A 16,374-nucleotide genomic window follows, 5' to 3' on the forward strand; every position below is an offset into this window, starting at 1 on the left:
TCATGTTACGCAAACTAAGCGGATTTATCATACTATTGCTTGCCTTTGTCTTCAGCGGATGTGCGAAGAAAGAGGATAGTGAAGCAATATTGACAATGAATGCAGATAAAATAGCGGCGTCCGTGCCGGCAGATGGTTATGGCAGTCTGAAAGATCAGAATATACAGTATTTCGGCCGCTGGGACTTCAGCGACAGTACTAAATACAATTCCTGGTGGGGCGGTGCCTATATCCGCGTCAACTTCACCGGTACTACGGTAAAGATCAAAACAGGGAATATCAGTAACTTCTACGCCAGCATAGATGGTGGTCCGTGGATCTCTTACAAGCATACAGGCGGGGTGATCGATCTGACAGCGACACCACTCAGTAACGGAGCACATACATTGAGTGTGGCTCAGGGAAGTGATTATGACTATCTGTTCTCTTTTGAGGGACTGCTACTCGACGAAGGTGCGGTGACCAGTAAACCTGCTGTATCGTCTTACCTGATAGAATATATCGGCGATTCTATTACGGCGGGTTACCTGGATGATCAGGCGAATGTCTCTGACTATGCCTGGATCTGTTCAGAAGCACTGCATACAGAGCATACGCAGATCGCGTATCCGGGTATTGCGCTGGTGAGTAGTCCGCGTCATGGCACTGCTATGGACAAACAGTATTTTAAACTGAAGACCCCGAATTATGCGACGTCCGTCAACTGGGATTTCAGCCGTTATACACCACAGGCCATCGTATTGAACCTGGGTACCAATGACAGCGACTATGAAGACTCGGATAGTGTGTTCCAGGCGGTATATTTTCAATTGCTCCAGGATATCCGTACCAGGTTCCCACAGGCGGAGATCTTTGTACTGCGGACCTTCCTGGGCATCCGTTCCCAGCCCACGGCGGCAGCGGTAGCCGCGCGTATTGTGGCGGGTGATAAGAAAGTTCATTACGTGAACACAGAAGGATGGATCGCCCAGAACACAACCGATTATCTGGCGGATAATCTTCATCCGAGTGAAGCGGGGCATATAAAAATTGCCGGCTTACTGCAGGCAGTGCTCGCGCCTTATGTAAATAACACGCAGCTAATACCCGATGGTACGTACAGTATCGTGAACAGGAACAGCGGGCTGGTAATGGACGCTGCCGGACAGGGAACTGCCAGTGGTACCGCTATACAGCAATGGACTGACAATAACGGCATCAATCAGCGCTGGGTAGTGAAATACCTGGGTGACAACCGTTACCAGATCACCGGTCAGCAGAGTGGGAAGTCGCTGGATATGAAAGGGCAGTCCCTGCAGGACGGAGCAGAGCTGCAACTGTATGACTACAATGGCGGTGAGAACCAGCAATGGACACTGTCATCTGTAAACGGCGGGTATTATTACATCACCGGCGTACAGAGTGGCAAGGTGCTGGAAATTCCCGCACAGTCAACGGCTGCAGGTGCTGCTGTGAAGCAGTATACCAATAATGGCGGTGCCCACCAGCAATGGGAATTCAGGGTAATCAGGAATTAGGCATTCGTCGCCAGCAGGCGTCAGGGCCAAATGACTAAATGTATATAGTAATGGGCGCTTCAGATGAGGCGCCCATTCAATTTAAGACTTACTAAAATAGGCTGTTATCTTTTGCAGCACTGTTCTAATTGCGTATTCCCGATTCCTGTTTTCTACCGATTCTCCGCTGCAGCAACAATGACTTTCACTACACTTTCGGGATCGTTCATAAAAAAGGTGTGTCCACCGGTAACTTCTGTGACGCTTGCTTTTGCACGGTCATACATTTTATGTTCCAGTACGGGATTGACGGTACCGTCATCCGTAGGTAGTATGGCGTAGGTTGGCTTGGTCTTCCAGGCGGCCACACTTACTTTGTCAGTGAAGGCAGTAACGGTTAGCGGTATCTGTGAATCGTACATGAAATCGGATTTGGCGGCAGATTGACCAGTAGCGAATGTTGCATTGAATTTCTCTTTATCCAGGTATACGAGACCTTTTGCATCCGGCGGGAGGATCCCATTCACATCCAGTATCGGTGCAGATTGTACGAGGTCCAGCGTTGACTCTCCTGCATCCGGAGCAAAAGCAGCCACATATACCAGACTTTTTACCTTTTCATGTGTACCAGCCTGCGTAATCACGGTACCGCCCCAGGAATGCCCTACCAGCACCACAGGGCCTTCCTGCCTGTCAAGCGCTGCATTGGTAGCATTCAGATCTGCCTCAAGGGTAGAGGTGGGATTCTGCACTAACGTGACATTGAATCCTTTCTTTTTTAGCAAATGATAGGCTGGTTCCCATCCGGAAGCGTCAGCGAATGCGCCATGCACAATAACGATGTTTTTAACCGAATCCTGTCCCATGTTTGTAATTTTTTATTGTTTTGAAGTGGGTGAACAGTATTGTTACAGCCAAACGATGTGCCCTGGTGCGTCTGGTTGTTAATCAATGCATTATGTAAGAACTCGCATCAATTTTTTTACGGTATTTCGTAGATTTATTTATCTTAATAATGCGGATAACACAAATCGCCAATTTTACAGGATGTCCTATTTTCTGAGTAAGTTTGCCGGGAACAGGGATAATTAGTAATTAACCATTAGTGAAAGGATGGAAGGCGGCTGCGGGGTGTTGAATAGCCTGACATTGCTGTCATAAGGCTCACCAATGCCTGCTGCGTAATTCCTGATTCCTAATGCTTCCTTGTGTGGACAGTGAACTAAATATGTCGTCTATGGAGATGTTTTCGGCGCAATTAGAAAAGAAAGAAAAAGAACAGTCAATATTACTCGAACTGAGTACACGGATCGCCGCTGCCAGGCACCGTGAGGATTTATGGCATGTAATTACAGACCAGTTGCTGGAATTATTTAACAGCAGGTATTACACTATCTGCCTGTTGAACGAAGATGGTGAATCTCATACCCCCTTCCTGCATAGCCAGGCTTCATCTATCAATTGCCGGACGGGTGAGACACCGATCATTGCCGACCTGCACCCCTATAATGACGGGGTTTTTGACGTGGCGATGGCTGCCGAAGGCCCGGTAGTATTTGAACTGCAGAAGGTGATGAGGGGGAATAAAGTGCCACCTTATGTATACCGGTGGTTCAACGTCGGCGTAGCGGAGATGCTGGCCGTGAAGATCTGTAATGGTAGTCAGCCGAAAGGCCTGCTGTACATTTTTTCAGAGAGCAGGAACGCGTTTGCGCATACAGATGACCGCTTCACCCAGGCGATCGCAGATCTGCTGGGGATAGGCATCAGCAATATACTGGCGAATGAGACGATCGAGCGTCAGTTGGTAGAGATAGACAAATTCAAGACCCGGCTGGAAGACGAGAACCGTTATCTGCAGGAGCAGGAGGGCGTACAGCGTACGTTTGCAGATATCATCGGTACCTCCGATGAGATGAAGAAGCGGGTAGCCATATTGTCAAGGGTTGCGCCATCCGAATCTACCGTATTGTTACTGGGGGAGACAGGTACAGGTAAGGAGGTGTTTGCGAGGGCTGTGCATGCGGCTTCTCCCCGTAAGGATCATCTGATGATCAAGGTGAACTGTGCGGCATTACCACCCAACCTGATCGAGAGTGAGTTATTTGGTCATGAGAAAGGGGCGTTTACAGGCGCTATGCAGCGCAGGATAGGCAAGTTTGAGCTGGCGGACAATAGTACGCTGTTCCTTGACGAGATCGGGGAGTTACCGCTGGAATTTCAGTCTAAGTTACTGCGGGTGTTGCAGGAAAAGGAAATAGAGCGCATCGGCGGCAAGGGAACGATCAAAGTGAACGTGCGCATCGTGGCTGCTACCAATCGTAACCTGGAGGAAGAGGTGCGGGCCGGCCGGTTCAGGAGTGACCTGTATTACCGGTTGCATGTATTTCCAATCGCTATTCCTGCATTGCGTAACAGAAAAGAAGATATACCGGCACTGGCCAATTATTTCCTGCGGCGTTTTGCGGACAAGAGCCGGAAGGAAGTACCGACAATCGCTGCGAAAGCAATGGAAAGTCTGATGCACTACGACTGGCCGGGTAATGTCCGTGAGCTGGAGCACCTGATGGAGCGGACATTGCTGCTGAGCACTACCAGAACAATCACTAAGATAGACCTGCCGGGAGGCGTTGTCACGCCCTCAAAAGAGGGTGATCAGACGATCGTCCTGCCACTGGCGATAATGGAAAAAGAGTATATACTGAAAGTACTGAAGTTGTGTAATGGCAGAATTGCCGGGCCTAACGGAGCCGCGGCAAAACTGAAATTACCTTCTACTACCCTGAACTCCCGGATGAAGAAACTGGGAATCAGGAAAGCGCATTATATCAATGAGGAGACCGCCGGGGATGAGCAGGTTACCCTTTAAAAGTCTGTTTGATACCCAGCTTTTTCATGCGGGAATACAGGGTTTGTGCCGGCATGCCGAGTAGTTCTGCGGCGCCACCGGTACCAGATACTTTTCCGTTGCCGGCTTTCAGGGCATTGATAATATGCTCCCTTTCTACTTCTTCCATCGTTTTTAATTTGCCGGAAGAAGCGGGACTGTTATCCCGCAACATACTGGTGGGTATATCGATCCTTTCAATGCTGCTGCCGGTGGAAAGTAATACATGCCGTTCCACAATATGTTCCAGTTCCCTGATATTGCCCGGCCAGTCATACGCCATCAGTTCCTGCATGGCATTTTCACTGAAGCCTGTAATAGAGACGCCATTCTTTTCGGCATATTTTCTGAGGAAATGGTAGGCCAGTGCATGGATATCTTCTTTCCTGGCCCTGAGTGGAGGAAGTTCCATTGGAAAGATGCTCAGGCGGTAGTACAGGTCTAAACGGAAGCGACCTTCGGCGACTTCTTTTTCCAGCTGACGGTTAGTTGCCGCAATCACACGTACATCCACTTTTACCGGGTTCTCACCACCTACACGTTCAATCTCTTTTTCCTGCAGGACCCTTAACAGCTTCACCTGTGCATCGGGAGGCATTTCACCTATCTCATCGAGGAAGATAGTGCCTTTATCGGCCTGTTCGAACCGGCCGGTACGCTTTTGCGTAGCACCGGTAAAGGCACCTTTCTCATGGCCGAATAACTCGGTTTCGATCAGTGAGAGGGGCAGGGCTGCGCAGTTGACAACCACCATCGGTCGGTTGCTGCGGGTGGACAGCTTATGGATACACTGGGCGACAAGTTCTTTACCGGTACCGCTTTCACCGTTGATCAGTACAGATGTATCAGAAGGAGCGACGATCTTGATCTGTTCAATCAGGTCTTTTGTACGCGGACTGGTGCCAATAATACTATCGAGACAGTTGGCATCTGCTTTTACAGCGGCTTCCCGCTGGAGGCGTACGTTTTCCGTCTGATGTTTGTACCGGGCAATGTCCAGCATGACGAAGAGGTCTTTCTCCCGGAAAGGTTTCACGAGGAATCCATAGGGTTGCGTTTGTTTGGCCGCTTCGAGGGTACGGTGGTTGGTATTGGCTGAAATGTAAAGGAAAGGGATCTTTTTCACCATCAGCTCTTTAGCCAGATCTATACCGGAGTAATCACCTTTCAGGATGATATCCAGTAAGATCCAGTCCGGGTTATGTTTTTCGATCAGTGCGCGTGCCTGTATGACCGACGATGCAATGCCACAGATCTGGTATCCGGCTTTTTGCAGCATCAGACGGAGGTCGTTCGCTACGATAAATTCATCTTCAACAATCAGTATATTTCCTTTACTACTCATCAGATTAATAAGTCTGTTTTTTCATTCGATATAAATTCCTTGCAGCTGAAGGTTACGTTGACCGCCACACCAGGTCGGTTGTCTGTCAGTTCAAAACTACCATCCAGCTGATGGCTGAGCCCTGCCATCAGGCTCATACCCAGGGACGCTGTTTCGAGGATGTCTTTTCCCTCTGGCAGTCCCACACCATTGTCACTCACCGTCAGTATACAACATTCCGGCGATACCGCTTTAAAGCAGATATGGATGCTGCCGCTCTTACCATCCGGGAATGCGTATTTCAGCGCATTGCTGACAGCCTCGTTCAGGATCAGTCCCAGTGGAACGGCTTCGACCACATCCAGCTGTATATCATCACAGTCCAGCTGGAAGTGGATACGCTGATCAGCTTCCAGGCTATCCCTGATATAACTGATCATCTCGGGGATGTACCAGTGCATGTCTATCTTGCCGAGGTTCTCCGTCTGATACAGTCGCTGGTGAATGAGCGACATAGAGTACATGCGCTGCTGGCTGTTACGGATAGCAGCCAGTGCATCTTTATTATGGAGGTACTGTGACTGCGTATTGAGCAGGCTGATGATGATCTGCAGGTTGTTTTTTACCCGGTGATGTATTTCCTTCAGCAGCCATTCTTTTTCATCGAGGAGGCTTCTCAGTGTTTCGTTCCTTGTATTAATCTCCGCCTGCTGATGTTCCAGCCTGACGTTCGTCCGCTTGTTATACTGGTAACGGTTGTAGACCAGTATCAGGAAGACGATCAGTATGACCACGCCACCAATGATCACATACCGGACGATAATTTCTTTTTCCAGGGAGGCGGCCTGTAACTGGCTTTTCTGCGTCAGTAACCGGATGTCTTTATCTTTTTCTTCCGTTTCAAACTGTAGTTGCAGCTGGCCTAGCTGCCTGGCCTGGGCCAGACTGGTCAGCGAGTCGGACAGGTCCTTGTATCGCTGGAAATGACCGATAGCGGAAGGGAGTTTACCGAGGGCGGAGTCGGTTTTGAACAGTAATTTTTCAAGCGTGGCATTTGTTGCCATGAATGAAAGATGCTTCTCCGAAAGGCTGGTCAGGTAGACAGCTGCTTCCCGGAAACGGCCGGTTTCCACCAGGTACAAAGATATGTTAGCAGATAATATGGTCCGCTCAAATTCATTGACCTTGTCCTCTTTATAGATGCGCAGTATTTTTTCGTAATAGGGGGTGGCTTTCTGATAATCGCGCATGGCGATATAGAGTCGCAGATACTGGCTCAGGAGGTAGCTATGGTCATTGATATCGGTGATCGGGCGGGTGCGGGTAGCCGCATTCAGGCTGTCCAGGCTTTCTTTATAATGCTTTGTTTTGGTCAGCAGTTCGGCGATGTTGATCTGGTAGTTCTGGATAGCCAGGGTATCTTTCAGCTGGTAGGCGAGGTTCAGTGCTTTCTGATAGAACTCCATTGCCTGCCGGTGATAGTTAATGCTGTAGTAGGTCATGGCCAGACGATGATACACTCTGGACATCAGCAGGCCGGAATCTTTCAGGGCTTCACCTGTTTTCACGGCCAGCATGTTATAACGGAGTCCTTCTACGAAGTTATTCTGGCCGTTATAGACTGAGCCGATGAGGGCATATACTCCCTGAAGATTTTTCGACCCGGCTGCCTGATATAGGGATAGGGATTGGTGCAGCCGTAACAGGGATGTAGGATAATCTTTTTTAACCTGATAGAGGTCGCCGATCAGTTCGAGGAGCGCTGCTTCTCTGACTTTGTCGCCCAGTTGGTGATAAATGCGGGCTCCGTTCTCATATTGCTTAATCTTTTCGGGCAGGTCGGTTTCGTTGTTGCTGTAGCAGCCACCGAGTTCGATATAGGCATTTGCCAGTTGTTTTGCTGTACCGTACTGGCGGAGGATGGCTACGGCTTCTTTCGCATAGGCCATGGCCTCATTACCACGGCCGCTGTGGCGCATGGCTGCGCTTATGAGTTGTTTGCTGAGCCCTGTTCCCTGTTCAAATTGAATGCGTTTACTGGTGGTGGCTATATCAAGGGCGATGCTGACAGCACTGTCCCAGTCGGCGGAAGTTGTATGGGGCTTGTTCAGGATGTCTTCACCTTGCTGCCATAGAGTAAGTACGGAAGAGATGGCGGCGGACCGCTCATCGTCTCCGGCATACCGGCTGTTGGCATAGTCTGTCCGGGAAAATCCAAGGAACAGGCATAAGATGAAAAATATAAGGCGGACACCGCTCATGCTGTTTAAATCGATTTGGTCAGTGTTTCTGAGAATCAGCGAGGTCATGTAGTTGACAAGATCGGTGCCAATTCATTATTGATTGATAATCAGCTGGATGGTGTAAGTGGAGGAAGTGAGTTTATGACGATATATCGTGCTTTTATGTAGATCGTCAGAAAGAAGGCCTGCTTTTTATGAAGCCTGGCGAAAGTCAGGCAAATGTAGGGATTCTCTCTGTTGATGCAAAGTTCTGGTAACGGAATGACATGGATATACATACACCGGGATGATTGCCGGTTAATGTAAATGCTCCGTCCAGCTGTGCGCTGAGTCCATACATGAGGCTCATACCCAGTGACTCGGTCGCCAGGATATCCTTATCGGCTGGTATACCGACACCGTTATCACAGATGATGAGCTCACAGCAGCCCTCTTCTATTTCGGTGAGACTGATCCCGATCTTTCCCTTTCGGCCGTCCGGGAAGGCGTATTTAATGGCGTTGCTGACCGCTTCGTTGAGAATAAGGCCTACAGGAACTGCCTGTACTACATCCAGTTCTATGGGGTCGCAGGCTACCTTAAAACTGATCCGGTTCTCAGTTTCGAAACTGTCTTTCATATAGCCGATCATTTCCGGGATGTACCAGTGCATATCGATCTTACCCAGGTTGTCAGTCTGGTACAGCCGCTGATGGATGAGCGACATGGAGTACATACGTTGCTGGCTGTTACGGATAGCTGTCAGTGCATCCTTGTTATTGAGGTATTGCGACTGTGTATTGAGCAGGCTGATAATGATCTGCAGGTTATTTTTAACACGGTGGTGTATTTCCCTGAGCAGCCATTCTTTTTCATCCAGTAGTCCTTTCAGTGTATCGTTCTGCGCATTGATCTCGTTCTGCTGTTTTTCCAGCTGTATGTTGGTCAGCTTTTTATTGCGGTAGCGGTTGTAGATCAGTGCCAGGAAGATGATCAGGATGATCACACTGGCGATGATCACGTAGCGGAACACTCTTTCCTTTTGCAGGGAGGCTTGCTGGAGCTGGTTTTTCTGAACCAGCAGCTTGATATCTTTATCTTTTTGTTCTGTTTCGAATTGCAGCTGCATCTGGCCCAGTTGTTTAGATTGTGCCAGGTTACTGGCGGAGTCGGACAACTGCTTATATAGCACCATGTTCTTAATAGCGCTGGACAGGTTCCCAAGGGCGGAGTCAGTTTTATACCTGAGCATCACCATATTGGCATACCTGCGTACGGCGGATGGGTAGGTAGGGTGCATTTTCATGAAGGCATCCAGGTATGGTTTTGCAGCCGTATAATTATTCATTTTTACCAGGTAGGAAGATATGGTCAGGCGTAATTCCTGTTTCATCCGTTCATCAACCTGGTCATATATCTTCAGCAGTTTATTGTAACACTTTTCCGCGTTTGCGTAATCCTTCATGCTTAAATAAAGCGGGATGTACCGCATCATGAAAAAGCCCTGGTCATACACATCTGTTACCGGAGGATTGTTATAGGCTGCATTAAAACTGTCAAGGGCCTGCTGATTATGGTTTGTTTTGGCGAGCAGTTCGGCGATATTGAACTGAAAATTCTGTACACCATAAGCATCATTGTTCACGCGGGAGATATGCATTCCTTTCTGATAATACTCCATCGCCGGTTTGAAGTATTCGATGGTGTAATAGGCCATTGCCAGTCTATTATAGATGGATGCCATCAATAAGCTCGAATCACCCAGTTCTTCTCCGGTTTTTACTGCCAGCAGGTTATAGCGCAGTGCATCGATGTAGTTGCTCATTTCACTATAGACGTTGCCGAGTAATGCATATACCCCCTGCAGTTTTTTATAGCCCAGGGACTTGTATAACGCAAGTGCTTCATGGAGATTGGACAAAGAATTAGTATAGTCCTGTTTTACAAGGTAAATATCACCCAGTACTTCGAGGAGTGTGGCCTCTTTCATCTTGTCTCCCAGCCGGTGATAGATACCGATGCCCTGTTTGTACAGAGCGACTTTTGCCGGAATATCTTTATTGTCGTTGCTGTAACTGCCGCCAAGTTCTATAATGGCGTCTGCCTTTTCCCGTAAAGCTCCCAGGCGGTCAAAGATGTCAACTGCTTCCTGTGCGTAAGAGCGGCCTTTTTCCCGCTGTCCGCCGTGTGCAAGTGCCCGGGACATCATTATTTTGCTTAATCCGAGTCCGAAGTCTGATCTTAGCTGCAGACTGAGGGCTTCCATTCGTCGCGAGATACTGATAGCGCTATCAATATCTTTTTGGGCGGTTCCCGGTTTCTGCAGATAGTCATCGGCTCTGTGCATCAGCTGTCTGATAGCTGTGGTATCGTTTTTCGCTGAGGCGAATGACCGTGCGTGACTGTATGTACTGCCACAAATGAAGCAGAATATACATATGATATGAATAAAGTAGCGACTACCGCCCATGCTGGTTTAGAAATTTTTGTTCACCGTCGTCCATTGCGCTCTAAAGTGGAGGACTGATACGGAAGCGGGCGGAAAGATACCAAAAGAAGGCCGATTTTTTACTATAAATACCTAGTTCTTAGTTTTCCAGGTGCTTTTTTCAGTTGCTGAAATGCGGTGGGAGTCATCTTAAATTGTTTGAGGAATGCCTTGCCGAAACTGCTTTGTGAGTTAAATCCTGTCATCATGGCCACTTCATATATTTTATACCCTGCATTCGTTAACAGTTCGGCTGCTTTTGTCAGCCTGGTGGCCATCACCAGTTCATTAGGCGTGAGTGCCGACTGTGCTTTGATCTTTCTGTAGAGGGTGGGCCGGCTTATATTCATTAACCGTGCCAGCAGGTCGATGTCCATCTCTGTGTTTTCAATGTTGTCCATAATGAGTTTATGCAAGGTGCAGAGCAGCGGGTCTTCTGTACCGGGAGGTGTCATGGCAGGGGAATGAGCAGGCGATTGCTGGGTGTAATAAGCCCTGACCTTATTCCGGTTATTCAGCAAGCTACTGATCTGAACTTTCAGCAGTTCGCAGGAGAAAGGCTTTTCAATACAGGCGTCAGCGCCTGCTTTTAATCCGTCGAGTTGTGATTGCAGGCCTTTCCTGCCGGTCAGCAGAATAACCGGGATATGTGCATACTGTGGATTTGTTTTCAGTTGCAGACAGAGGTCATATCCATTGACGACAGGTGTTTGTATCGCAGCGATAATAATGCGGAAAGGGTGATCAGCGATGATCTCAAGCGCGCGTTGCCCGTTCTCTGCGGTGAAGACCAGGTAGTCAGTGGCCAGTTCTCCGTAGAGCAGCTGTAGCATATCCGGGTCGTCGTCTACGATTAATAGTGAGTCTTTCATACGTGGGGGGGTTTGTTCCTAATTCTCTGTTCCTGATTTAAATTTACGCAACCGATTGCGATTTGAGAAATATTAACTAAGTATTGATAAGAGATGACCAAGAAATCTGGTAATTAAATAGGTACTTCACACCTGAAACTAATGGAGAGGCACAGCACCAGCAAGATTCCCGTATGAAATATTGTGTTCACAACGTGAGCATTAAATACTCACTGCTGTACTTAATGCGTGTTAAAATGACAATTTTTTGACCTGTTGATATATTATCATTTAAAAACTATCAATCCCCGCGTTATGAAGCTGTTTTTACGAGCTTTTTTTCGGACATGCCTTGCTTCCGTCAGGCAAACTACGCTGCCGGCATTGCTCACACTCGCTGCCACATTGTTATTTACCAGTACATATGCCCAGGGCGGACAGCCTGTTCGGGGAAAGGTACTGGATGAGACAGGTAACGCCCTGTCGGGAGTGACCGTTGCCATTAAGCGCACCAACCGTGGTACAGTGACTGGTGCCGACGGAGGGTATACGATCAGTGCTGCGGCCGGAGAGGTGCTGCAGTTCAGCTTTATCGGTTATAATACTGCACAGGTGACCGTTGGCAGTGGTGCTAAATATGAGGTCAGTCTTACACCCAATTCTCAGTCACTGGAACAGATGGTGGTGATCGGGTATGGCGCACAGAAGAAAAGCTCGCTGACCGGATCGGTAGCGTCTGTCAGTAGCAAGACCATTAATGAGCTGCCGGTTGCCAGTGTGCAACAGGCCCTGCAGGGTAGGGTAGCTGGTTTGACTGTTACCAACAACGGTACACCAGGTACAGATCCTGTGATCAGGATCAGGGGGATCAGCTCTATCAGCTATGCGTCCGATCCGCTGTATGTGATCGATGGATTTCCGACGTCCAATCTGGCCAGCTTTGACAGCAGGGATGTACAATCCATAGAGGTGCTGAAAGATGCCAGTGCGGCGGCTATTTACGGTTCCCGTGCCACGAACGGGGTGATCATCATCACCACAAAAAAAGGTAGCCGTGATGGTAAACCCCATGTAACCTTCGACTCGTATGTAGGTGTGCAGTCGGCCTGGAAAACGATAGACCTGCTCAACACGCAGCAGTATCTGCAATATGAAAGGGCACTGAATGGCGCTGCCGGTATTGCCAAACCGCCACGCCTGCAGGACGCGGCATTCAATCAGCCGTTGTATGATGGTACATCACAGACGTTCGCGCAGACCAACACCGACTGGCAGGATGCGTATTTCAGGAAAGCCCTCATTACGCAATCCAGTGTGGCCGTGAATGGTGGCAATGATGTATCCCGCTACTTTATGTCTGCCGGCCATCTGAAACAGGATGGTATTGCGCAGGGCGTGAATTATAATCGTGGTAATTTCCGTATCAACTCCGAACATAATATCAGTAAGGTATTCACCGTAGGTGAAAATCTCCTGTTGTCCTATTCCAAACAGCGTTATGATAATACTTCCGGTAACAGGACGCGCCTGGCTAATATTGTGCGGGCGTTACCTTATCTGCCGGTCTACGATCCCACTACGAATGGTGGTTTCCGTAATGCCGAGAACAGCGTGGATGGGGCAGACCCGACCAATCCGGTTGAAGATGCGATATTACTGGGCAATGCACATCGTGAGGTGTTCAAATTGCTCGGAACCGTTTATGCGCAGGTGAATTTAACACCCTGGCTGAACTTCCGTTCTACCTTTGGTGCGGATTATGTCTCTAACTTCCAGCATGAGTTCCTGCCTATCTACAACGATAAAGGCAGAAATGCGACGGTAGCTACCATCAATGATCAGCGGTCCAACAGGACCACCCTGTTGTATACAGAACAGCTCACATTTGATAAGACATTTGGCAATCACCATATCAATGCCGTGGCAGTGTATGAAAGACAGCAGGCAGATAATTTCGGAGAGACACAGTCCGGCAACCAGAGTACCAATGACAGGGAAACACTGGTGGGTGCGACCAACGTGACAGCATTTTCCGCCCGTACAGCTACGCTGATCCAGTCTTACATCGGTCGTATCAGTTATGACTTTGCGGGTAAGTATCTGTTGAGTGGCGCTATCCGCAGGGATGGTCTTTCTGTGTGGGCGCCGGGTCGTAAATTCCAGAGCTTTCCTTCTGTGTCGGCAGGCTGGAAGATCGACCAGGAGCCTTTCCTGAAACCGGTGACAGCCATCTCAGAACTGAAACTGCGAGGTGGATGGGGCATCACCGGGTTGAATGCTATCGGTATTTTCCCCGCCCTGCAAAATTCTATTCTGTCAAACGAATACCCATGGCAGGCAGTAGTGCAGGCTAACGGCGCCAGTTATCCTTTCGGCAACACCATCACTGTAGGGAATGCCTCTTACTATAATCAGCTGGCAAGCAGCGGCCTGGAATGGGAAAAGACGAAACAGTTGAATATTGGAGTGGACCTGGGACTGTTCAATAACCGGGTGACCTTCACAGCAGAGTGGTACCGTCGTCAGACAGATAACCTGATCCTGACTATTCCAACTCCCTACAGCTTCGGTTTTGGCGGTACGGGTTCTCAGCTGAATGCAGCGTCCATGCGTAACACCGGGGTGGACCTCCAGGTAGGTTATAACAAGACAGGTGGTACCTTCAACTGGAACATCACCGGTAATATCGGATTCATTAAAAACAAGATCCTGCATCTGAATACGCCTGGCGCCACCATCGATGCAGGTGCGGATGCGGATTTCGGGAACGGTAACATGACGCGTACAGTGGGCGGACAGCCGATCCAGTCTTTCTATGGCTACGTGGTGGAAGGCATTTTCCAGAGCCAGGATGAAGTGAATAAAAGTCCGGAACAGATCACAGGAACCGATCCTGCAAAGTCTACCTCCGCAGGCGATATTAAATTCAAGGACCTGAATGGAGATGGTAAGATCACTTCGGATGACCGTACCTTCCTGGGTACCTACATTCCTAAGTTCACCTATGCGCTTAACTACAGCGCCAACTATAAAAACTTCGACCTGTCGCTGTTTTTCCAGGGTGTACAGGGGAACAAGATATTCAACGGTACCAGGGTGCTGCGTGAAGGGATGGCCCGTCTGTTCGGTGCAGGCGTGGAAGTACTGGATGCATGGACGCCAACGAATACCAATACCGATATTCCAAGAGCCATCAGTGGAGACCCTAACCAGAATGCCCGTGTGTCGGACCGCTGGATCGAGAACGGTTCTTACCTGAGACTGAAAAACGTCATCCTGGGATATACATTGCCGGCGTCCACGCTGCGTACGGTGACCCGTGGTGCTGTCAGCAGCTTCAGGGTATATGTATCTTCCCAGAACCTGCTCACCTTCACCGGCTATAAGGGCTGGGACCCCGAGATCGGTACTAAAAACACCACCTTGACCAATGGGGTAGATTATGGACAGTATCCTTCCGCAAGGTCCTTCCAGTTTGGCCTGCAGGTAGGTTTTTAAACAGCGCAGTTAAAAAGATCAGACATGAAAAAACAAACAATCTTTACACATATAGTAACAGTGGCACTGCTGACAGCTGCTGTATTTACCACATCCTGCACCAAGGACCTGGATAAAACCAATCCGAGTTATGCCACGCTGGATAATTACTTTAAGAACAGCGAGGAAATGCAGAAGGGTACGAATGCGATCTATTCGGCTTTTCATGCAGGTAACCTTATTGGCAGGGAGTGGTTTTTTGTACATGACCTCAGAAGTGATGATGTATCGTCCGGCGGCGGGCAGTTAGAAGTGCCACGCGCACAGATACTGAATGGGGCGACGTCTTCAGAAAACCCGGTAATGGGTAGCGTGTGGAGAGGGTTATATACGGTCATTCACCGCGCCAATACCGTGATCGGCAGTGCGCCGAATGTGACAGATAACGATGCTGTACGTGACCAGTGTGTTGCAGAGGCAAAATTTTTCCGGGCATGGGCGTACTTTGAATTACTGACACTCTGGGGACCGGTGCCTGTTTATACGACGGTGGTCAGTGCACCCGATCAGTTTCAGCCGAGGGTACCGGAAGAAGGTGTGTATGCGCAGATCATCAAGGACCTGACTGAAGCCGCGGCTGTACTTAAACCATCCTATGGCGCTGCAGACCAGGGACGTATTACATCCGGCGCGGCGAACGCCATGCTGGGCAGGACGCATTTACAGAAGGGAGATTATGCAGCGGCGAAAGAAGCATTGCTAAAGGTTACAGGTGCCGGGTTATATCGTCTCGTCAACAATTACACAGATAATTTCCTTGAGGAGACAGAGTTCAATGCTGAATCCATCTGGGAAGCTGTATACTTCGACAGAGGCGATAATGGTTTTGACTGGAATGGTACCGGCGATGGTGCAGGTACAGCCCAGTCTACCATCCGTAACCAGGAGTATAGTCCGGTGGCATGGAGGAACCTGATACCTTCCAATAAGTACCTCAATGAATTTGAAAACACGGCTACCGGTGCTGCCAAAACAGATCCCCGTTTCAGTGCATCTGTATACCAGACCGGCGATAAGTTCAACAACGATGCAGACGTGCTGACAGATGCGATGCAGAATGGTAATTCATCCGTTGTAAATGGCGTTACTAAAAAGGTGAGCTGGCGGAAATTCATGCTGATCTATAAGCAGAGTCTTTCTAATGCGTCCTATCATCCCGGTGGCAATAATCAGCGTATCATTCGTTATGCAGAAGTGATACTGATGCTGGCGGAGTGTGAGAATGAGCTGGGTAATCCGGCTGGGGCCGTGACGTACCTGAATCAGATCAGGGACAGGGCTTCTGTAGCGATGCCGCATTATCCGACAGCACAGTTCCCGGTGTCCAATAAAGACCAGGTGACCAAAGCACTGATGCATGAAAAAGTCGTTGAAATGGGCGGAGAGGAAATCCGTAACCGTGATATTATGAGATGGAGGAAGAAAGGCTACTTCACCACCGATCCGCTTTCCTACTTCAGGGCTAACAGGGATGAGCTGTTGCCCATCCCTCAGCAGGAAATTGATAATAATCCACAACTCGGTGCCGGTGGTGTAGCAAAGCAGAATCCCGGTTATTAATACACTTGT

Annotated in this window: 9 protein-coding genes; 4 read left to right on the plus strand and 5 right to left on the minus strand. The window is 48.9% G+C overall.

Translation table 11 applies throughout. The features are described 5' to 3' along the window. The first annotated feature begins 2 nt into the window (after positions 1-2). Positions 3-1,517 carry an RICIN domain-containing protein gene (locus GWR21_RS00765; RefSeq protein ID WP_162329882.1) on the plus strand — a complete coding sequence of 505 codons (1,515 nt, stop codon included), beginning with the start codon at positions 3-5 and terminating at the stop codon, positions 1,515-1,517. A gap of 152 nt (positions 1,518-1,669) precedes the next feature. Here GWR21_RS00765 and GWR21_RS00770 read toward each other — a convergent pair whose 3' ends face one another. Next, positions 1,670-2,362, minus strand: a complete 693-nt coding sequence (locus GWR21_RS00770) for an alpha/beta hydrolase (protein WP_162329883.1) — start codon at positions 2,360-2,362, stop codon at positions 1,670-1,672. Positions 2,363-2,733: 371 nt separating this feature from the next. Here GWR21_RS00770 and GWR21_RS00775 point away from each other — a divergent pair, with 371 nt between their 5' ends. Continuing rightward, positions 2,734-4,365, plus strand: a complete 1,632-nt coding sequence (locus tag GWR21_RS00775; protein ID WP_162329884.1) for a sigma 54-interacting transcriptional regulator — start codon at positions 2,734-2,736, stop codon at positions 4,363-4,365. Here the strand turns inward: GWR21_RS00775 and GWR21_RS00780 are convergent. From GWR21_RS00780 to GWR21_RS00795, 4 genes are all read right to left on the minus strand, one after another. After that, positions 4,355-5,728, minus strand: a complete 1,374-nt coding sequence (locus tag GWR21_RS00780) for a sigma-54-dependent transcriptional regulator (RefSeq protein ID WP_162329885.1) — start codon at positions 5,726-5,728, stop codon at positions 4,355-4,357. The two genes, GWR21_RS00775 and GWR21_RS00780, sit on opposite strands and share 11 nt — an antisense overlap. Further along, on the minus strand, positions 5,728-7,968 hold the full coding sequence (locus GWR21_RS00785; RefSeq protein ID WP_162329886.1) for a histidine kinase dimerization/phosphoacceptor domain -containing protein: 2,241 nt from the start codon (positions 7,966-7,968) through the stop codon (positions 5,728-5,730). The genes GWR21_RS00780 and GWR21_RS00785 overlap by 1 nt, the downstream gene beginning before the upstream one ends. 193 nt (positions 7,969-8,161) lie before the next feature. Further along, complete coding sequence (locus GWR21_RS00790) at positions 8,162-10,276, minus strand: tetratricopeptide repeat-containing sensor histidine kinase (protein WP_238430109.1); 2,115 nt, start codon at positions 10,274-10,276, stop codon at positions 8,162-8,164. Between the two features lie 224 nt (positions 10,277-10,500). Next, positions 10,501-11,289, minus strand: a complete 789-nt coding sequence (locus GWR21_RS00795) for a response regulator transcription factor (protein ID WP_162329888.1) — start codon at positions 11,287-11,289, stop codon at positions 10,501-10,503. A gap of 294 nt (positions 11,290-11,583) precedes the next feature. Here GWR21_RS00795 and GWR21_RS00800 point away from each other — a divergent pair, with 294 nt between their 5' ends. Together GWR21_RS00800 and GWR21_RS00805 are read left to right on the plus strand one after the other, a co-directional pair. Continuing rightward, positions 11,584-14,766 (plus strand): SusC/RagA family TonB-linked outer membrane protein, encoded by a 3,183-nt coding sequence (locus tag GWR21_RS00800; protein WP_162329889.1) that lies wholly within the window; start codon positions 11,584-11,586, stop codon positions 14,764-14,766. Positions 14,767-14,790: 24 nt separating this feature from the next. Then, entirely contained in the window at positions 14,791-16,365 is a 1,575-nt protein-coding gene (locus GWR21_RS00805) for a RagB/SusD family nutrient uptake outer membrane protein (protein WP_162329890.1), read from the plus strand. Positions 16,366-16,374 lie beyond the last annotated feature (9 nt).

The sequence above is a fragment of the Chitinophaga agri genome, assembly GCF_010093065.1.
Classification (GTDB): Bacteria; Bacteroidota; Bacteroidia; order Chitinophagales; family Chitinophagaceae; genus Chitinophaga; species Chitinophaga agri.